The following is an 18,700-nucleotide window of genomic DNA, read 5'->3' as shown; positions in this document are numbered from 1 at the left end:
AGTGGAAATAGGGAATGTTCCCCTATCTCGTAGTGTAATTTAGTGTGTTGAAAGAGGCCCCCATGTCAAAAACCGGAAAGATCGCGATGCCAACCCAAGGGTGGCTCTACGTACTGACGGGGCTTGTGGTGGCACTCTTCCTGACGCTCGCCCCTTTCGCGGCGCAGGCGCAATCGCTGTTCACCGGTGGCGGGTCTTCCGACACGGAAACGACCGAAACGACACCCGAGGCAGAGGCGAAGGCACCGCTGGATACCCTGCTTGAGGTGCTCAAAGACGACGACGCGCGCGCCGCGCTGATCGCGGACCTTGAAAAGTCGCTGGATGCCTCGGGCGACCCTGCGGGTGATGAAAACCCCGCGATTGAAACGATCACCGAAGCCGCGGATGCCGAAGGCGTATCGGTCGGGCGACAAATCGCCCTGATCACCCAGCAGATCGGACAAGACACGGTCAGCACGCTCACCTCTTTCTGGAACGGGTTCGAACGCGGCGGCAAGGTCTTCTCTGGCCTCAGCGGCGCGGAGCTGACCGTATTGCTGGAAGCGATCCCCGGCCTGCTTGCGGTCATTGCGATCACCGTCGCGCTCTTTGTGGTGCTGCGCTACCTTGCGCGGGGGCTGTATGCGCGCATGGGGCGCACGGCTGAACATGTGGGCCTCTTCCGCTCTATCGGGCTGTTTCTGGGGTCGAACCTGCTGGACGCCTTTATCGTTGTTGTGGCTTGGGCCGCTGGTTATCTGATCACCATCCTCGCTGTTGGCGAAGTCGGGCAGATCGGCATCCGCCAGTCGATGTATCTCAACGCCTTCCTGCTGGTCGAAATGACCAAAGTCGTCATCCGGTCGTTCCTCTCGCCGGTTGCGTCGGGTCTGCGTCTGGTGCCCGTCGGTGACAAGGCCGCCGCGGCGCTGACGCGCTATCTGAGCATCGTGGTCAGTGTTCTGGGCTACGGGCAACTGCTGGTCGTGCCAATCGTCAACCAAAGCGTCAACACGGCCGCGGGCGCTGGCGTGTCGGCCCTTCTGTCGGTTCTGGTGCTGCTCTATTTTGTCTACATCGTGCTGCGCCGTCGCAAGGCCGTCACCCGCTGGCTGCAAAGCGAGGCTGACCCCAGCGAGGCGCAAGCCGCCGAGGGTGTCGATCCGGCCACCATCGCAGAGGCGCGGCGCGGCTTTATCGCGCGCACGCTGCACGGGTTGGCAGGCATCTGGCACTGGTTCGCGCTGGCCTATATCGCGGTGATGTTCATCGTGGTTATGACCCAGCCCGCCGAGGTCACGCTGAACGCAATTGTCGGGTCGGGCAAGATCCTTGCCGCGATCATCATCGCCGCCCTGCTGTCCGGCTGGTTGGCACAGGCCGTGCACCGCGGCATTTCACTGCCCGAGGACGTGAACGCCAAGCTGCCGCTGCTGGAACGTCGCATCAACACCTTTGTCCCCCGCGCCTTCAGCGCCTTGCGGCTGTTCCTGCTGATCTGCGTGCTGTTCTTTACGTTGGACGTGATCGGCACGATCGACATGCGCAGCTGGCTTGAGGGGCAGGTCGGGCTGGCAGTGACCAAGGCGCTGATCTCTGTCGGGTTGATCCTGACGGTGGCCTTCGGCATCTGGCTCGCGCTGACATCCTTTGTCGACTACAAACTGAACCCAGAATACGGGGCTGTGCCAACCTCGCGGGAAACCACCCTGCTGACCTTGCTGCGCAATGCGGCGACCATTACGCTGATCATCCTCACGCTGATGTTCGTGCTGAGCGAGATCGGGCTGGATATCGGGCCACTGCTCGCTTCTGCCGGGGTCTTGGGTCTGGCGATTGGTTTCGGCGCGCAGAAGATGGTGCAAGACATCATCACCGGTGTGTTCATCCAGTTCGAGAACGTCATCAACGTGGGCGATGTGATCACCGTGGGCGGCACCACTGGCACCGTCGAAAAGCTGTCGGTGCGCTCTGTCTCGCTGCGCGATGTGCAAGGCGCATTCCACATGATCCCCTTCTCTACCGTTGATGTGGTCAGCAACTATATGCGCGGCTTCTCCTACACGGTCTGTGACATGGGCATCGCCTACCGCGAGAATGTCGAAGAGGCCAAGCAGGCCATGTTCGACGCCTTCGACCGCATGATGGAAAACGAACCAGACATCGCCAATAGCATCATGGGAGAGCTGGAATGGTTCGGCGTGCAATCCCTTGGTGACAGCGCCGTGGTACTGCGTGTGCGGATCAAGACCGATCCCGGCAAGCAATGGGGCATCGGGCGTATGTATAACGGATACCTCAAGACGGTCTTTGACGAGCGCGGGATCGAGATCCCCTTCCCGCAGCAGACCATATGGCTGGGCGAGAACAAGGACGGCACCACCCAGCCGTTCAAGATCGAAGGCCCCGCCGCGCAGGACACAGGCCTGCCGCAGACCAAAACCGTGTCCAAGCCGATCGAGGCGGACGACGTGCCGGACAGCGATGATGCCGACGGCGACGGTGGTGCAGACCGCTAACAGACGCGGATGACTGAAATACAAAAAGGCCCCCGATCAGCGCTGATCGGGGGCCTTTTTGGTTCGGGTGGTTGGCGCGGGTGCTACATCACCGCTTCGATCAGATACGGACCTTTGTGCGCCAGCCCTGTCTCGATCGCGAGCTCAAGCGCTTCGCAATCTGTGACCTGTGTTGCCTCTACCCCCATCGACTTTGCCATCTGTGCAAATTCAAGCGTCGGCTGGTCAAGCGACAGCATATCCATCGCCTTGGGGCCCGCATTGCTGACGCCGACATTGGTCAGCTCGCCGCGCAGGATCTTGTAGACGCGGTTGGCGAAGATCACGATGGTGATGTCCAGCCCCTCGCGGGCCATCGTCCAAAGCGCTTGCACCGTGTACATCGCGCTGCCATCTCCGATCAGCGCCATCACCTTGCGGTCAGGGCAGGCCACGGCCGCCCCAATCGCCACGGGCATGCCATAGCCGATGGACCCGCCGCAGTTGTTCACCCAAGTGTGCTTCGGGGCCCCTGCTGTTGCGGGGAAGAACGCGCGGCCTGTGGTGATCGCCTCGTCGATGACAATCGCATCCTCGGGGATGGTGCGCGCTAGGGCTTGCGCGATGCCGCCCGGCTCCAACGGGCCGCTGGGTTTGTCGGCGGTGGCGGCTTCGGCCACATGGGCGGGCGGAGTGTCCGCCGCACCCACACCGCTGCACAGCGCCTCCAGCGCCCCTGCGATATCCTGCGCAGTGGTGCACAGGTTGGTGATCTGTGTGCCCTCGGCGGTCAGGATCGCGGGCTTGTTCGGATAGGCGAAAAAGCCGATGGGTGCGCGTGCGCCCAGCAGAACGATGCGCTTGAACGGGGCCAGCGTCTCTAGCGCCTGATCGATGGGATAGGGCACGCGGTTGACCACCACACGCCCTGCCCCGCGTTCCTGCCGCGCATTGGCCCATTCGCTTAGCAGTTTGCAGCCCGTCTTGGCCGCGATCCGCCCCGCAATCTCAAGCATCTCGGCACTCAGCGCGGCACCGCCCAACAGCAGCAGGCTGTCGGGGCCGGACAGCGCGGCGACGGCTTCCTCCAACGCCGCCTCGTCAAAGGCAGGGCGCTGTGCAGGCTCTCGCGCGGGCGCGACAGCGCCGCCTTCGTTCCAGGCGGTGTCACTGGGCAGCATCAGCGTCGCCACCTGCCCCGGTGCCACATTTGCCGCCTGCACCGCACGGGCCGCATCCGCGCCCACATCCGCCGCCGACATGGATGTATGCACCCAATGGGACACGGGCCGCGCGATCCCTTCGATGTCAGAAGGTCAGCGGCGCGTCCAGCTCGATATGGGTGACCGCATGTTCGCCGACAATATTCACCACGCCCGAGCCTGCCTTTTTCGCGTTGTGCAGGTTCGACAACCCGTTGGCGAGCCCTGGCCCAAGGTGCAACAGGGTGCAGGCGGGCTTGCCGGCCATACGGTAGTACCCATCCGCCGCCCCCGTCGCCACGCCCTCTTGCAGGACAAGGATCGACCGCATGCCGGGCACGTGATCCAGCGCGGCAACAAAGTGCATTTCCGACGTGCCGGGATTGGTGAAACAGGTATCAAGCCCACTATCGAGCAGCGTCTGCACAAGGCTATCGGCCCCGTTCATCTGGTCTGTATCGTCTTGGTTGCTCATGTCATCTTCCTTGTTCACGCAGACACCGCCGCCCAGAAGGGCGCGCGCAATTCTTTCTTGAGGATCTTCCCGATAGAGCTGCGCGGCAGCTCGTCGCGCAGTTCCACCGCCGACAGACGCTGGCTTTTACCCAGTTTGGCGTTGGCGTCAGCGCAGATATCATCGCCCGAACGCGTCGCCCCCTCGCGCAGCACCACCAACCCGTAAGGCGTTTCGCCCCAAGCGTCAGAAGGGCACGCCGATCACGGCGGCATCCGTCACATCGGGGTCGGCCAGCAGCACCAGTTCAAGATCGTCGGCATAGATGTTCAACCCGCCCGAGATAATCATATCTTTCTTGCGGTCCGACAGGATCAAAAAGCCGTCCTCGTCGAAACGGCCCATATCGCCCGAGCGGAAGAAGACGTTGCCCGCTGCGTCGCGCCAGATGTAGTCAGCCGTCAGGTCATCGCGCCCGAAATACCCCGCCATCATCGTCGGCCCGCGGCCGCAAATTTCGCCCACGGAGCCCTTGGGAACCTCTGCACCGGTCTCGTCGATCAGGCGGATTTCATTGCCCGGCGCGGGTTGTCCCACCGTGTGCAGCTTGTCGGGGTGTTCGGCAGAATTCAGCACCGTGACCCCGCCGCCTTCGGTCAGACCGTAGTATTCAAGCAGCTTGCCGGGGAAGCGCGCCAGCACATCCGCCTTGACCTCGGCCCGCAGCGGCGCGGAGGTGGAGAATTTCACCTGCATCGATGACAGGTCGAAGGCGTCAAAGTCATCCACATCCATGATGCGTTTGTACTGTACCGGCACCAGCATCGTGTGGGTGATCTTTTCACGCTGCACGATCTCGAGGTACCCCCGGGCGTCGAACTTCGGCATCAGATAGACGGTCGAGCCGCCGTAAAGCGTCGGCAGGAAGGACACGATCGTTGTGTTGGAATACAGCGGCGTCGACAGCAGCGTGCGGGCATTATCGTCGTAGCCGTTGGGCGACACGCGGTCCATCTGCGCCGACCGCATCCAGTGATTGTGCAAGATGCCCTTGGGCGTGCCGGTCGTGCCCGAGGAATAGATCAGGTTGAACGCATCCGACATCTCGATCTGGATTTCGGGGTCGGAGTCCGAAGCCCCGTCAACCGCAGCGCCATAAGGCTGAAATGCGGGATGGTCGAAATCAATGGCAAAGCGCGCCAGTTCCAGATCGGCGATAAAGCCATCGACCAGTTCAAGATATTGCGCCGCGACAAAGATCGCGCGCGCGCCGCAGTCGGACAGCATCTTTTGCAGCGCATCGGGCGAGGCCATCGTCGACAGCGGCGTCACGCAGGCCCCTGCCCGCAAGATGCCCATAAACAGCTCTGCATAGGGGATGGAATTGGGCGAGATGATCGCGATGTTGTCGCCCTTGCTCACCCCCATCGACAGCAGCAGATTGGCGATCTTGTTGATGCGCTGGTCGAATGCCCCCCAGCTGACGGTTTGCCCGTCACAGACCAGCGCAAGTTTTTCCGGATGCGCTTTGGCGTTGTCGCGCACGACCTCGACGATGGTTTTCGTGGGTGTCGTCGCCGGTGCCGGCGGATTGATCGGTATCATATCACTGTCCTGAAATAGTTCTCTCCCCGCTGCGGAACGCCGTTCCGCAGCCCCTGACAGCAGTTGTAACGATCAAACAGAAACTTGCAAACGATGGGTGACTATGCGGCAGCTTTTCCCAAGGCAACATAGGCGGCATGCTGGGACAGGAACACGCTGCCTGTCAAATCCGAGATGAAATGCTGCTTTTTCAGACGGTCCATGACAGGGCCTTTGACCTCGGACAGGTGCAGTTTGATCCCCATGTCGCGCAGCCTTGCGTTGATCGCTTCAAGCAATTCCAGCGCGCTAAAGTCGATCTCGTTGATGGCAGAGCACATCAGCACGACATGGCGCAGACAGGTGTTGCCCGCCAGCCGGTCGTAGATGCAATCCTCCAGGAACCGCGCATTGGCGAAATACAGGCTCTCGTCGATGCGCAGGGTCAGCACTGTGGGGCAGGTCTCTACCTCGTGGCGGTTGATATTGCGGAAGTGTTCGGTGCCCGGGACCAGCCCGACTTCGGCAATATGCGGTTTCGTGGTTTTATAGAGATGCAGAAAGATCGACAGCACCACCCCGCAGGTCACCCCCAATTCGACCCCGCTGCCCAAGGTGATCAGCATGGTGGACAGCACGGCAGCGAAATCGGATTTGGAATAGCCCCATGCCTTTTTCAGGATCGAGAAATCCACCAGTGTCAGCACGGCCACGATGATCGTCGCGGCCAAGGTCGCTTGCGGCAGAAAGAAGACCAGCGGCGTCAGCGCCAGTGCGGCCACGGCCAGACCCACGGCGGTATAGGCCCCCGCCGCCGGTGTCTGCGCCCCTGCGTCAAAATTCACCACAGACCGCGCAAACCCGCCCGTGACCGGATAGCCCCCCGTAAAGGCCGCGCCGATATTGGCCGCCCCCAGACCGATCAGCTCTTGATCCGGATTGATCCGCTGACGCCGTTTCGCGGCAAGCGTTTGCGCGACAGAGATGGATTCAACAAACCCGATGACAGAGATCAGAAAGGCCGGCAGCAGCAGGCTGCCCATCAGATCGAACGACAGGTCCGGTAGGGTCAGCGGTGGCAGGCTTTGCGGCACGGCCCCCACGATCTTGACGCCCTGCCCCGCGAGATCAAAGGCCCAGACCGCCAATGTGGTGACAACCACCGCCGCCACGGGCCCCGCCTTGGTCGCCACATCCGCCGCCCGCGGCCCCACGCCGCGCGCGCGCAGGAAAGGTTTCAGCCCCTTGCGCACCCAGAACAGAAACAGCGTAGCGGACACACCAATCACCACCGTCGTCCCGTTCACCGTGCCCAGATTGGCCCAGATCGACATCAGCAGCTCTGCCAGATTGCCGCCAGAGGCATCGATGCCCAGAATATGCTTGATCTGGCTGGCGGCGATGATCACGCCAGAGGCGGTGATAAAGCCCGAGATCACAGGGTGGGACAGGAAATTCGCCAGAAACCCCAGCTTGAAAACGCCCATCACCAGCAGCATCACCCCAGACAGCAAGGCCAGCGTCAACGCGGCGACGGCATAGCCCATCGTGCCCTGATCGGCGATATTGCCCAAGGCGGCGGCTGTCATCAGCGACACCACCGCCACCGGCCCCACCGCCAACGCGCGACTGGTGCCAAAGACGGCATAAAGCAGGATCGGTGCGATCGATGCATAGAGCCCCGCTTCGGGCGGCAGCCCCGCCAGCAGCGCATAGGCCAGCGATTGCGGGATCAACATGATGGTGACGATCACCGCCGCGATCAGATCATTGGACAAGGCCGCCTTGTCATAGTCGCGCCCCCAGTCGAGGACGGGCAGATAGCGGCGGGCAGCGGCAGGGATACGCACCCGATTACAACCCGTTCACCGGCACCTTGAGCATCAGGTTCCCGTCTTTGTCACGCGGCATATGCCCGGCGCGCATGTTGACCTGAAGCGACGGGATGATCAGCTTCGGCATCGACAGCTGCGCGTCGCGTTCAGTGCGAAAGGCGATGAATTCCTCGCGCGTTTTGCCGCCGCCCACATGGATGTTATGCGCCTTCTCTTCGCCCACGGTGGTTTCCCACTGGATATCGCGCCCATTGGGCCCGTAGTCATGGCACATAAACAGGCGCATGTCGTCCGGCAGCGACAAGACCTTCTGGATGCTGTCATACAGCTCTCCGGCGTCGCCACCGGGGAAATCCGCGCGGGCAGAGCCGCCGTCGGGCATGAACAGTGTATCGCCCGTGAAGGCAGCGTTGCCCATGACATGCACCATGCATGCGGGCGTGTGACCGGGGGTGTAGATAGCAAAACATTCCATGCCCCCGACACGGTAGCGATCGCCATCCTTGAACAAGGCGTCGAACTGCGACCCGTCGCGCTGGAATTCTGTCCCCTCGTTGAACACTTTCCCGAAAGTGTCCTGCACGGTCATGATCTGCTCTCCGACGCCGATCTTGCCGCCCAACTTTTGCTGGATATAGGGCGCGGCAGACAGGTGGTCGGCGTGGACGTGTGTCTCGATGATCCACTCCAGCGCGAGCCCCTGCGCTTCGACCTCGGCGATGAGCTTGTCCGCGTGGTCATAGGTGATCCGTCCGGCGGCATAGTCGATATCCATCACGGAATCGATGATCGCACAGGCGTTGGAGCTCGGATCCCGCACGATATAGCTGATCGTATTGGTCACCGGATCAAAGTGGCCCGAGACATCGGGGGCGACATCCATATTCACGGGGTATTCAGTCATGGTCACCTGCTCCGTTTGCGCTTTTTTCGCCCGACATCTGAAGCCTGCGCCCCGTCGTCGAGTCGAACATATTCATACTATGGAATTTTTTATCAAGGAAGCGGATTGTGCTGCCGGACCGCCACAGCCGCCGCGACAAAGCGTCCTGTGCCTGCCGCCTTTTCTACGCAACAGCGGCAGCATTCAAAACCCGTCCAGCGCGCTTTGCGTGATCTCGTCCAGCAGAGCCTGCACCTCTTGCATGGGGCCCTCGGGGTAGGTCGGATACCCGACAGAGACCGCGCCATCAATGTCGGTGACAAAGATGCTGTAGGGACAATGGGCGATGTTCATCGGGTCCACCTCCATCACCTTGCGCGACACCACGGCAGAGCAGAACAGAAACACATCTGCCGCGCGAAAGATCTCGACATCGCTGCCGACATCGCTGGCGGTACGGGCCAGCATCTCGCCCGTGTGGCTGACGTGGTCGATCACCAGCCCCTTGCCGACAATCGCGTTCTCGACCGCGAAGGTCGCATCGTCAAAGCTCCCGTCATAGGCGTAGGTCACGGCCTGATCCTGAGCGGCGAGCGGCGCGGCACAAAGGCACAGTGCTGCGGCAATCTGTAACGGTCTCATCCTTGGTCCTTTCACAAACGGGCGCGGGCCTATCCTATCACCCTCGCCGCGCGTCGCCAATCATGCGCACCGTCACGGGGCCGGAAAGCTGTTAAGATAGGCGATCACCGCCTTGATCTCGGCATCGCTTTTCAAGCCGGAAAACCCCATCTTGGTGCCCTTCATGAAGCTGCGCGGTGATGCCAGAAAAGCGTCCAGCGTCTGGGGTGTCCAGATCAGCCCATCCTCTGCCTGCGCCATCAGGGCGCGCGAGTATTTGAACCCCTCGACCCCACCGGCAGGCGCACCGACGATCCCGTTCAGGACCGGGCCCGCGCGGTTTTTGGCGCGTTTGCCTAGCTGATGGCAGGCTTTGCATTTACGGAACACCAACTCTCCATCGGCGAGCAAGGCAGGGTCGGCAGCAGGCTCTGACGCTGGCTCGACATTAGCAACGGGCGTTTGTTGCGGCACAGTCGCGGGGGCGGCGTCCTTGGGTGTCACATCCAGTGACAGCGCGCGCATGGTGACTTTCACGCTTTCCTTGCAGTCCTCCATACACGGATCGATCTGCCAGCCCGGCAATTCCGTAGTGTCGCGGTCATCGCGAAGGAAACCGTCGGCATTGGGCATCCGGACCGTGGCGAAGTTGTCTTTGGACAGGGTAAATTCCTCTGCCACCAGATCGTTGGAATACAGGATATACGCCACGATGGCATAGACCTCATCCGCCGTCAGCGTTCCCGCATCGCCATAGGGCATGGATCGGCGGATATAGTCAAAGCTTGTCGACAGATGCGGCCAATAGGACCCGACCGTCTTGACCGGATCAGCATCCGCCAGCGTGTCCTGCCCACCCGCGAGCGCAGGCCAGTTCCCGCGGCCTTCGGCAAAGTCCCCGTGGCAGGCGGCGCATTTTTTGGTAAAGATCGCTTCGCCCGTCAGCACATCGCCCTGCCCCTCGGGCAGACCGCGCCCATCGGGCAGCACGTCCACATCCCAGGCCGCGATCTCTTCCGGCAGCGCGGCGCGGCCTAGACCGAAGGGGGCCGCCGCCAAGGGCAAAGCCGTGGCCGTGGCGATGACGCATGTAGCAATGGTGTTAAGAAACTTCGACATTTTCAACGCTCCCGTCCGCGTGCAACCACCATGTCTGGATGCCGTTGTTGTGGTAGACAGAGTTTAGCCCCCGCACCGCGCGCAGTTGCGTTTTGGTCGGCTGGACATAGCCCGTGTCATCCATCGCACGCGATTGCAGCAGCATCTCTGTGCCGTCCCACTGCACATCGAGGTAAAAGCGGGTGAGCGCCATCGGCGTGCCCTTTTGGGCCAGTCGCGCGGTTTGCCAGCTTGCGCCACCATCGGTCGATACATCCACGCGGGTGATCGCACCGCGCCCCGACCATGCCAGCCCGGTGATCACCAAAGGCCCCGCCCCATGGGGCACCGGCGATTGCGGGCTTGGTGCGGTGATGACGGATTTTGCGTCCATCGCCCACGTCCATTTGCGGCTGGAGCCATCGGCCAGCGTATCGGTGTATTTCGACGTTTCCTCGCGGCTTTCGACGGCCGCGTCCGTGACCTCTATCCGGCGGAGCCATTTGACCCAGAGGTTGCCCTCCCACCCCGGCACGACCAGCCGCACGGGGTAGCCGTGTTCCTTGCGCAGCGCCTCGCCAGTCGCTTTGAACGCGACAAGCACATCGTCGAGCGCCTTCTCCATCGGGATCGACCGCCCGTTCGACGAAGCATCGGCGCCCTCGACATAGACCCATTTGCCCGCGGGGTCATAGCCGGCTTCCTCCAGCAGCAACCGCAGGGGCACGCCGGTGTATTCCATATTATGGATCATGCCATGGGTGAACTGCGCCCCGTTCAACTGCGCGCCCGCCCATTCCATTCCCGAATTGGCCGCACATTCGCAGAAATATACGTGATTTTCGCGCGGGAAACGTTCCAGATCGGCGTAGGTGAACACCAGCGGGCGGTCCACCAGCCCGTTCACCATCAGGCGGTAATCCTGTTTCGACAGTTCGATCGCGCCCGAGTGATGCCGCTCAAAGGCGCAGCCCTGCGGGGTGATCGTACCGTCCAGCGCGTGGATCGGGGTGAAGTTGATCGAACTGATGGTATCCGCCGTCAACCAAGGCACATTGCGCCGTACCACGTCTTGCTCGAACCGGATTGGCAGACCGTAGCGCGTGACATCGACCCCATCGCCCAAGCCCTGCGCCCAGGGTTGCGGCTCAACGATCAAGGGGTCGGGCGATTGCGCGGCAGCGCTACGAGCCGCCATCGCCCCTAGTCCAGCAGTCGCCGCGCCACGCAAGAAGGCCCGTCTGTTCGCTGTCTTCCGTGGTGCCATGGCCTTGCCTTTCATGCTGCCCTGTTACGCGCCCTTGACGATGACGCTGGTGTTGGGGTCCAGCGACACGCTGCCCTGCTTGCGGATGTGGCTTTCGACCACGTCCCAGATCGCGGGGCCCTCGGTGCCTTCGTTCACGCTGGCCCAGCCTGCAACCTGATAGGTCTTCGCCGGATCGATACGTTCACCGGTTTTCAGCAGGGTCAGTTCAGTGATGCGGCTGCCTTGGGGCTGGGTCACGTCAATGCGGTAGCCAAGCCCGCCTGTGCGCACCATGTCACCGCCCTGCTGGTAATAGGGGTTAGGGTTGAACAGGTTGTCGGCCACGTCTTCGAGCACGACATGCAGGAATTCACCGGTCATCTCGGTCCGGTAGGCTTCGGGGTAGGTCATAGAGGTGACGTTCCAGATATCCTCGCGCGTGATCTCCTGCCCCGGCAGGATCGACGGCCCCCACCGCACACCGGGACTCAGCGCGATATCCGCCTCGCGCTCGGAAAGCAGCGCGTCGCAGATCAGGTCATCCCAGGTGCCGTTGAAATTGCCGCGCCGGTACAGCAGCGTGTCTTCGGCGGTGCTGCCGATCACCTCTGTCAGCTGGTCAAGATAGGGCGCGCGTTGTGCGTCGATCAGCGCGGTCATCGTCGGATCAGGCGCAATCACGTCAGAGAAGATCGGGATCAGCTTGTGCCGGAAGCCCATCATGCGGCCGTTGCGCACGTCCAGATCGACGCGGCTGACGAATTTTCCGTTCGACCCCGAGGCGACGATGATCGTCTCGCCCACCAGCACAGGCTCGGGCAGCGCGTCATGGGTGTGGCCCGACAGGATCACGTCGATCCCCGTCACCACGCCCGCCATCTGCTTGTCCACATCAAAGCCGTTGTGGCTTAGGCAGACGACCAGTTCAGCCCCTTTAGCGCGGACCTCGTCCACCATTTCCTGCATACGCTCGTCGCGGATACCGAACGAGTATTCGGGGAACATCCAGCCGGGGTTGGCGATCGGCATATAGGGGAAAGCCTGCCCGATCACCGCGACTTTAACGCCGCCTGTCTCGTAGAACTTGTATGGCGGGAAAAGCTCTGTCGGTTCGTCCCATTCGGCGTCAAAGATGTTCTGCGCCAGTGCGGCAAAGGGCAGCCCCTCGACAATCTCTGCCACGCGGTCAGAGCCGAGCGTGAATTCCCAGTGAAAGGTCATGGCGTCAGGCTTGAGCGCATTCATCACGTTGACCATGTCCTGACCTTGCGTGTGATAGCAGGTGTAGCTGCCGTGCCATGTGTCGCCGCCATCCAGCAGCAGCGCATCGGGCCGGTCCGCGCGGATCTGGTTGATCACACTCGCCACACGGTCCAGACCGCCCATCTTGCCATAGCCCTGCGCCAGCGCCGAAAAATCGTTATAGGTCAGCGCATAGGCCGAGGGGCTGCCGTCCGCGATCCCGTAAAGCTTGCGGAAATCCGCGCCGGTCAGATGCGGCACCTTCCCGCGGTTCTCGCCCACACCGATGTTGACCGAAGGTTCGCGGAAATAGATCGGTTTCAACTGCGCGTGGATGTCGGTCACGTGGATCAGGCTGACGTTGCCGAAGGTGTCGAATTCAAGCAACTTGTCCTGCGTCAACGCCTGCTGCGCGGCGAGCTTGCCCCAGTTGCCAAAGGACGACGCACCATACAAAGCCGTTGCAGCCATGCTGGCCTGAAGGAAATCACGACGAGAGATCATAGGCTGGCCTTTTCGACGCGCAATTCATATGCGCATATTTGAATAATAATATGATAAAAAGACCCGCCTCGCATCGGCGAAACGGGTCTTTTCAGGTTAGTTCCGGACAGAGGGCCCTTCGACCGACAGCCCGTTCCCGCGCGAGCCGACGTACAGCTCAAGAGCGACAAACTCGGGGCTGCCGGGGTCAAAGGTCTCGGCACGGGTGTCGCGTACACAGCCTTTAAAACGGGCCTGCACCGCGTTCAGCTTGGTGTTTTTCAGACGGTAAGTCGGGAAGCCGTTGATCTGGCCCTGGCTCAGGTGGTCGGCACGGATCATGTTGCCATAATTGTCTTCGTGGCAATTGGCACAGGACAGTTCAAGCTGGCCGAAACGGGTATAGTAGATCTCTTTGCCCTGCTCCCATGTGGATTGGGCCGGACCGTCGATGGCGATGTTCACCGGCATCCCCCGCGAGACAGAAGGAGATCAGCGCCGTCATGTTCACCATGTCGCCGCCAGTGTATTTCCACTTTTCCGCCCCCATGCGGTTCTCGCGGCAATCGTTGATCTGCATTTCCAGCGTGCGCACCTCGCCCGCAGATTCGACGTACTTCGGATAGACCGGACGCACGCCTGCCATCTCGGCCGAGGCCCCGTGACAATCCGCGCAGGACTTCCCCTCTGACCCGTCGGCGGTGTTCCAGACGTCTTCGGCCTGTTCCACAAAGATCATGCCCGCGTTGTCGAAATCATCGGCCTGCATCGCGCGGGTCTCGGTGCCGCGGAAAAGCCAGCCCGACATGACCTCGTCTACCGCGTCCGCCATATGCGCGGGGGCGGCAGTGCGGGTCACGATGTCGATCTCTTCGTTGATCACCAGCGTATCATCCACGGGATCGGCGAAGGCCCCCGTCGACATCAGCGCCGCAGCAAGGCACGCGCCCAGACCTTTTGTGAAATTGCTCATTCCTGTTCCTCCCAAGGATGCGGACGCTTAGCTGATCGTGATGTCTTTGGTTTCCTCGTAGACATCGCCGTCATCGTCATACCACGTGAAGGTGAATGTCCCCGCTTCGGGCACGGTGGCGTCGAATTCGAAATACGGGTTGGTCGAGATCGCGGGCTCCATCGCGACATCGATCACATTCTCGCCGTTAAAATCGCAGGTGAAACGATTGATGATCGACCGCGGGATCGTGTTGCCGTCGCTGTCCTTGCGCTGGCCGGATTCCATCTTGTGGCTAATCAGGGTCTTGATCGTGATGGTCTCGCCAGCCGCTGCTGACTTGGGGACTTTGACGCGGGGTTTTACACCAGATGCCATGTTTTTCTTCCTCTCGCCTTAGCCGCCGCAGCCGCCGATTGTTACTTTGATTGTGCTGGTCGCCTTGGCGAAAGAGCCGTCGCCCAGCTTGGCGATCGCCACCACATCCTGCGTGCCCGCCAAGCGGATACGGGTGGAGGCGTGCTGCGTTGCTGCCAGCGGGCCGAACTTGAAGTTCGCCACAGGCGGCGTGGGGTTACCAAGCGCCAGCACCATGATTTCAGTGGCACCGGGGGCGTCGACCTCGATCGGGACGGTATTGCCGTTTTCCGCAATCTCGGGGGCGGTCAGGGTCACGCCGGTATCAGCCATCTCTGCACCGCCGGTGAAGGCAGCAATCGCGTCATCCCCGGCAGCGGCCACGGCCAGCTTGGGCAAGGACAGTGCGGCAAAGGCACCTGCCCCCATCGCAATCGCACTACGTCGTGTAAATTCCATTATCATCACTCCTGATCAGATCCCGCTGGGTGGGGTTCTTAGTCTTTCAACGTGGCAAGATAGGCCACGACATCCTCGATCTGCTGGGCGGCCAGAATAGGCCCCAGCGTGTCGTCAGCCGCCTTGCCGGTATAGCCCTTGCCCGGACGGATATAGCCGCTGTCCTTGTAGAACGCGGGCATCATCGTCCCCTCGAACAGCATCTTCGCGTTGGCCACGATGCCGCGCAATTCAGCCTCGGTCCAGCGGTCCCCCGCGCCATCCAGCATCGGGCCGATTTCGCCCTGGAACGGGATATCGGGCAAAGCGCTGACCTGATGGCAGGCGATGCAGTTGCCAAGCTTTTTGCTACCCACAATCTTGGCCCCCTCTTCGGGGTTGCCGGGGGTGCCGGTCAGCGATTGTTCAACCGCGCCATACTCATCATAGACCACGTCACCGGGGGCCACGTCGGCCGCATGCGCCGCCGCGGCAAAGCCGACAGAGGCCACCAGGGCAAATACGGAAACTTTCATGCGTCCTCCCACAGACATCTATTTTGAAAACCCTACTGCCCGCGCCAAAATGACGCAACTATAAATTCAATTTATTGAATTTCTTATAGCAGCACGGCATTTAGCGGATCCTACCGCCGTTATTCCTGCTCTTCAATGAGCATACGCGCGTGATATTTCTGGAACGTCTCGTCCCCCTCATATCCCTTGTCTACGACCCAGTTCATCATGTGAAAGGTCGTCGCCGGACCAAAGGCACCGGGCACCGTCGCGACCGCCGCTTCAACGGCCGTCTGCCCTTCGTCCACGGTCTGGGGGAAATACATCAGCGTCGGCGTGAACATCTGACGCCATTTGCGCACCATGTCCTTCTCGGGCAATGTCTCTCCGTCAAAGTCGGTGACCTCGACATCGCCGAACATGTTGATCTGCACGACAAAGAAGTTCTCGCGCAGGTAGGCATCGATCTTGGGCAGCGGGAAAACCTCTTCGTGCATCCTGTTGCAGTAGATGCAGCCCCGCTGTTCGATGATGACCATCAGGCGCTTACCCTCCTCCGTCGCCTCGGCCAGATCGTCGCGCAGATCTTTGAAGGTCTCGCGCATCCAGGCGGTCTTGTGCAAACCGTCATCACCCAAGGTCGCGGCACTGCCCGCAGTCACCATACAAGCGACAGCCGCCAGCGCGGCCAAAGCGTTTCGGATCATCTTCATCAAAAGTCCCTCCGGTTGTTAGCCAATGGCGCTGAAAACAGGGAAGGTTTCAAGCATCCACTGCGCAATATAGTTGATCGAGTTGGTGGCGATCAGCAGGCCAAAGACAATCAGCAGAACTCCCATCGCCTTTTCTACCGTGCCCAGATGTTGCCGGAACCCCGCCATCCAGCGCATGAACGGCCCGATGAACAGCGCCGCCAGCACGAAAGGCGCGGTCATGCCCACGCCGTAGGTCAGCAGCAACAGCGCACCCGAGCCCGCCGTCTCGGCCCCCGCGGCGGTGAACAGGATCGCCGCAAGCACCGGCCCGACGCAAGGGGTCCAGCCAAAGGCAAAGGCCAACCCGATCACATAGGCCCCCAGAAAACTGGTCGCCGTCGTGTTCCCCGCATCCGCACGAAACTGGCGATATAGAAAACCGATACGGATCACGCCCAGAAAATGCAGCCCCATCGCAATGATAACAGCCGCAGCGACCCATCGCAAAATATCGAAATAGTCCCGCACGATCTGGCCAAAGGTCGTGGCCACCGCCCCCAGCCCGACAAAGATCGTGATCACCCCCGCCGCAAAGAACAGCGCCGCGATGACCGCACGCCGGCGCACGGCGGCATCCACCGGCCCGTCTGCCGTGATCTGGTTCATGCCGACGCCCGCCAGATAGCTCAGATAAAAGGGCACGATCGGCAGGATGCAGGGCGACAAAAAGGACAAAAGCCCGGCAAATGCCGCGCCCAGAAAGGTGATTTCAAGCATGCAGGTTGCCTTTATCTTGTGCCATTCACATATTCACATTAAGTATTTTGAAATCAACAGGTGAATTCCCTATGCGGTTGCGCACTGCTTTCTTGTCCCTTTCGGTGGCCACAGGCCTTGCGGTTTCCCCCCTGATCGCAGCGGCCCAGACCGCGCTGATCATGGTCGAGGAACAGGGCTGCGTGTGGTGTGCCCGTTGGGATGACCAGATCGCCCCGATCTATCCCAAGACCCAAGCGGGCAAGGCAGCCCCATTGCGCCGCGTTGATATCAACGATGACAAACCCGCCGATCTGCACTTTGCCCGCAGCCTGCATTACACGCCGACGTTCGTGTTGATGGTCGACGGCCATGAGGTGTCGCGCATCGAAGGCTACCCGGGCGAAGATTTCTTTTGGGGCGTGCTGGAAAAAATGCTATCCGACGCCAAATTGATGCCATACCCCGCCAAAAGCTAGCGCCCCCTGCGATATGCGCACGCCAATCCCCTTTTATTCAGCCAAGGATGTTAACCAGTGGGTAACCCCGGTTCCGACACAGAGATGAGCCAAGCCGATCGGGACCGTATGGCCGAAAACGCCGCACGTGCCTCTAACTTCCTCAAGGCGATCAGCCACGAGGGGCGGTTGATGATCCTGTGTCACCTCTCTGCAGGCGAAAAATCCGTCACCGAGCTGGAAGAGCTACTGTCAGCCCGTCAGGCGGCGGTATCCCAACAGCTGTCACGCTTGCGGCTTGAAGGCCTGGTAACGCCACGCCGCGACGGCAAGACGATCTATTACCGGCTGGCCGATGACCGTCCGCAAAAGATCATGGAAGTCGTCTATGATATGTTCTGCAAACCGGACAGCGACGGGTAAACGCGGCTCAGACCTGCTCCAGATACGTCAGCAGCCGCGCTTCCGAGGCGAATAGCCCGGTCTTGCGCCCGACCTTGATCTCGGGCGGGGCTTCGCCCGCCAGATCAATCACCGCCGGATGGATATAGCTGTTACGCGCCACGGTTGGCGTATTGCTCAACTGCGCGGCAGCGGCTTCGGCCAATTGCTTGATGGTGGCCTGCCCCTTCTCGGCGGCCTCGAAGGCGGCAACGGTGCCCGCCCATGTGCGGAAGGTCTTGGCGGTAAAGTCGTCGCACCCCGATGCTTCGGCGATATAGGCGTTCAATCCGGCTGAGTTCAACTGATGCACCTCGCCCTGCGCATCGGCCCATGTCAGCAGCTCCGCCCCCGGCAGATCGTTAATTTTCTCCAGCGTTTTGGCCAGCGTCCGGTCGTTGATCTGCCGCCGCACCTTCTTGCCGCCTTTGGCCGTATAGCGCAGCCGGATCACATTCCCGTCGAGCTTTACGTGTTTCGACCGCAGGGTCAGCGTGCCATAGCTGCCATTCTCGCGCGTGTAGTCCGGATTCCCCACCCGCAGCGACGCGCGGTCGATCAGCGTGACGGCGCTGGCCAAGGCAAAGCTGCGCTGGCCTGCCTGCTGATCGAGATCGCGGGCGACAAAGCGGCGCAGACGCGGCAAAGCATGCGCAAAATCCACCAGGCTCGCGAATTTCGTCTCTGCCTGCGCCTCTGACCATTTTTCGTGATAGCGATATTGTTTGCGATTGCGGGTGTCGCGCCCCGTGGCCAGCAAATGCCCGTTCACCAATGGCGTCATCCACACGTCTTCATAGGCGGGCGGCACCGCCATCGTTTCCAGCCGCGCGCGTTCCTCCCCGCGGGCGATGGTAGTGCCGTCCGGTGCCTTATAGGTAAACCCGCGCCCGCGCCGCTGACGCGAAATGCCGGGGCGGTCATCGCCATAATAGGTCAGCCCCGCGCCGCCCATAT

General features: G+C 61.3%; 17 protein-coding genes and 2 pseudogenes. 3 read left to right on the top strand and 16 right to left on the bottom strand.

The features are described 5' to 3' along the window. The first annotated feature begins 62 nt into the window (after positions 1-62). Positions 63-2,501, top strand: a complete 2,439-nt coding sequence (locus SJY36_RS03760; protein WP_386173064.1) for a mechanosensitive ion channel domain-containing protein — start codon at positions 63-65, stop codon at positions 2,499-2,501. An 83-nt stretch (positions 2,502-2,584) separates the two neighbouring features. On the opposite strand, the pseudogene SJY36_RS03755 reads toward SJY36_RS03760, so the two are convergent. The 15 genes and pseudogenes from SJY36_RS03755 to SJY36_RS03685 all read right to left on the bottom strand — a co-directional run bounded on the left by SJY36_RS03755 (position 2,585) and on the right by SJY36_RS03685 (position 16,865). Continuing rightward, positions 2,585-4,130, bottom strand: a pseudogene (locus SJY36_RS03755) (acetolactate synthase large subunit). Positions 4,131-4,171: 41 nt separating this feature from the next. Beyond that, the gene (locus SJY36_RS03750) at positions 4,172-4,351 is read right to left on the bottom strand and encodes a hypothetical protein (protein WP_386173062.1); all 180 of its coding nucleotides are present in this window, start codon (positions 4,349-4,351) and stop codon (positions 4,172-4,174) included. A 31-nt stretch (positions 4,352-4,382) separates the two neighbouring features. Next, a complete protein-coding gene (locus tag SJY36_RS03745) occupies positions 4,383-5,741 on the bottom strand; it encodes a class I adenylate-forming enzyme family protein (protein ID WP_386173060.1) in 1,359 nt (452 codons plus the stop codon). Positions 5,742-5,842: 101 nt separating this feature from the next. Further along, positions 5,843-7,570, bottom strand: a complete 1,728-nt coding sequence (locus tag SJY36_RS03740) for a SulP family inorganic anion transporter (protein WP_386173058.1) — start codon at positions 7,568-7,570, stop codon at positions 5,843-5,845. Positions 7,571-7,574: 4 nt separating this feature from the next. Beyond that, positions 7,575-8,459, bottom strand: a complete 885-nt coding sequence (locus tag SJY36_RS03735; RefSeq protein ID WP_386173056.1) for an MBL fold metallo-hydrolase — start codon at positions 8,457-8,459, stop codon at positions 7,575-7,577. Positions 8,460-8,642: 183 nt separating this feature from the next. Next, positions 8,643-9,080 (bottom strand): DUF302 domain-containing protein, encoded by a 438-nt coding sequence (locus tag SJY36_RS03730; RefSeq protein ID WP_317937755.1) that lies wholly within the window; start codon positions 9,078-9,080, stop codon positions 8,643-8,645. A gap of 72 nt (positions 9,081-9,152) precedes the next feature. Further along, positions 9,153-10,178, bottom strand: coding sequence for a c-type cytochrome (locus tag SJY36_RS03725; protein WP_386173054.1), 1,026 nt, complete (start codon positions 10,176-10,178; stop codon positions 9,153-9,155). After that, positions 10,162-11,424, bottom strand: a complete 1,263-nt coding sequence (gene soxC / locus SJY36_RS03720) for a sulfite dehydrogenase (protein ID WP_386173052.1) — start codon at positions 11,422-11,424, stop codon at positions 10,162-10,164. Before soxC ends, SJY36_RS03725 begins: the two co-directional genes overlap by 17 nt. A 24-nt stretch (positions 11,425-11,448) precedes the next feature. Next, the gene (gene soxB / locus SJY36_RS03715; protein WP_386173050.1) at positions 11,449-13,152 is read right to left on the bottom strand and encodes a thiosulfohydrolase SoxB; all 1,704 of its coding nucleotides are present in this window, start codon (positions 13,150-13,152) and stop codon (positions 11,449-11,451) included. A 96-nt stretch (positions 13,153-13,248) separates the two neighbouring features. Beyond that, positions 13,249-14,104, bottom strand: a pseudogene (gene soxA, locus SJY36_RS03710) (sulfur oxidation c-type cytochrome SoxA). Positions 14,105-14,131: 27 nt separating this feature from the next. Further along, on the bottom strand, positions 14,132-14,461 hold the full coding sequence (soxZ, locus tag SJY36_RS03705) for a thiosulfate oxidation carrier complex protein SoxZ (protein ID WP_005851964.1): 330 nt from the start codon (positions 14,459-14,461) through the stop codon (positions 14,132-14,134). An 18-nt stretch (positions 14,462-14,479) separates the two neighbouring features. Then, entirely contained in the window at positions 14,480-14,899 is a 420-nt protein-coding gene (gene soxY / locus SJY36_RS03700) for a thiosulfate oxidation carrier protein SoxY (protein ID WP_180828840.1), read from the bottom strand. A gap of 38 nt (positions 14,900-14,937) precedes the next feature. Next, a complete protein-coding gene (gene soxX, locus SJY36_RS03695; protein WP_074635260.1) occupies positions 14,938-15,414 on the bottom strand; it encodes a sulfur oxidation c-type cytochrome SoxX in 477 nt (158 codons plus the stop codon). Between the two features lie 119 nt (positions 15,415-15,533). Then, positions 15,534-16,106 (bottom strand): SoxW family protein, encoded by a 573-nt coding sequence (locus tag SJY36_RS03690; RefSeq protein WP_386173047.1) that lies wholly within the window; start codon positions 16,104-16,106, stop codon positions 15,534-15,536. Positions 16,107-16,124: 18 nt separating this feature from the next. Next, positions 16,125-16,865: a cytochrome c biogenesis CcdA family protein gene (locus SJY36_RS03685; RefSeq protein WP_037943593.1), complete on the bottom strand. Its 741-nt coding sequence runs from the start codon at positions 16,863-16,865 to the stop codon at positions 16,125-16,127. A gap of 71 nt (positions 16,866-16,936) precedes the next feature. On the opposite strand from SJY36_RS03685, the gene SJY36_RS03680 reads away from it, so the two are divergent. Next, positions 16,937-17,323 (top strand): hypothetical protein, encoded by a 387-nt coding sequence (locus tag SJY36_RS03680; protein WP_386173045.1) that lies wholly within the window; start codon positions 16,937-16,939, stop codon positions 17,321-17,323. 84 nt (positions 17,324-17,407) lie between these two features. Further along, positions 17,408-17,725, top strand: coding sequence for a helix-turn-helix transcriptional regulator (locus tag SJY36_RS03675; protein WP_180829268.1), 318 nt, complete (start codon positions 17,408-17,410; stop codon positions 17,723-17,725). A 7-nt stretch (positions 17,726-17,732) separates the two neighbouring features. Here the strand turns inward: SJY36_RS03675 and SJY36_RS03670 are convergent, their stop codons facing one another. Next, on the bottom strand, positions 17,733-18,698 hold the full coding sequence (locus SJY36_RS03670; RefSeq protein ID WP_386173043.1) for a DNA topoisomerase IB: 966 nt from the start codon (positions 18,696-18,698) through the stop codon (positions 17,733-17,735). Between the last annotated feature and the right edge of the window lie 2 nt (positions 18,699-18,700).

Origin of the sequence: Sulfitobacter sp. R86518, assembly GCF_042466275.1 — a bacterium.
Lineage (GTDB): Bacteria > Pseudomonadota > Alphaproteobacteria > Rhodobacterales > Rhodobacteraceae > Sulfitobacter > Sulfitobacter pontiacus.
The sequence above is the reverse complement of the archived record's forward strand: the minus strand, read 5'-3'. Positions and strand labels throughout refer to the sequence as shown.

What these genes read in the sequence shown, in the direction of transcription:
- SJY36_RS03725 (WP_386173054.1), bottom strand. Translation starts at nt 10,178, where the DNA reads ATGTCGAAGTTTCTTAACACCATTGCTACATGCGTCATCGCCACGGCC.
- soxB (WP_386173050.1), bottom strand. Translation starts at nt 13,152, where the DNA reads ATGATCTCTCGTCGTGATTTCCTTCAGGCCAGCATGGCTGCAACGGCT.
- SJY36_RS03690 (WP_386173047.1), bottom strand. Translation starts at nt 16,106, where the DNA reads ATGAAGATGATCCGAAACGCTTTGGCCGCGCTGGCGGCTGTCGCTTGT.
- SJY36_RS03675 (WP_180829268.1), top strand. Translation starts at nt 17,408, where the DNA reads ATGAGCCAAGCCGATCGGGACCGTATGGCCGAAAACGCCGCACGTGCC.
- SJY36_RS03685 (WP_037943593.1), bottom strand. Translation starts at nt 16,865, where the DNA reads ATGCTTGAAATCACCTTTCTGGGCGCGGCATTTGCCGGGCTTTTGTCC.
- soxY (WP_180828840.1), bottom strand. Translation starts at nt 14,899, where the DNA reads ATGGAATTTACACGACGTAGTGCGATTGCGATGGGGGCAGGTGCCTTT.
- SJY36_RS03680 (WP_386173045.1), top strand. Translation starts at nt 16,937, where the DNA reads ATGCGGTTGCGCACTGCTTTCTTGTCCCTTTCGGTGGCCACAGGCCTT.
- SJY36_RS03670 (WP_386173043.1), bottom strand. Translation starts at nt 18,698, where the DNA reads ATGGGCGGCGCGGGGCTGACCTATTATGGCGATGACCGCCCCGGCATT.
- SJY36_RS03735 (WP_386173056.1), bottom strand. Translation starts at nt 8,459, where the DNA reads ATGACTGAATACCCCGTGAATATGGATGTCGCCCCCGATGTCTCGGGC.
- soxC (WP_386173052.1), bottom strand. Translation starts at nt 11,424, where the DNA reads ATGGCACCACGGAAGACAGCGAACAGACGGGCCTTCTTGCGTGGCGCG.
- soxX (WP_074635260.1), bottom strand. Translation starts at nt 15,414, where the DNA reads ATGAAAGTTTCCGTATTTGCCCTGGTGGCCTCTGTCGGCTTTGCCGCG.
- SJY36_RS03760 (WP_386173064.1), top strand. Translation starts at nt 63, where the DNA reads ATGTCAAAAACCGGAAAGATCGCGATGCCAACCCAAGGGTGGCTCTAC.
- SJY36_RS03745 (WP_386173060.1), bottom strand. Translation starts at nt 5,741, where the DNA reads ATGATACCGATCAATCCGCCGGCACCGGCGACGACACCCACGAAAACC.
- soxZ (WP_005851964.1), bottom strand. Translation starts at nt 14,461, where the DNA reads ATGGCATCTGGTGTAAAACCCCGCGTCAAAGTCCCCAAGTCAGCAGCG.
- SJY36_RS03730 (WP_317937755.1), bottom strand. Translation starts at nt 9,080, where the DNA reads ATGAGACCGTTACAGATTGCCGCAGCACTGTGCCTTTGTGCCGCGCCG.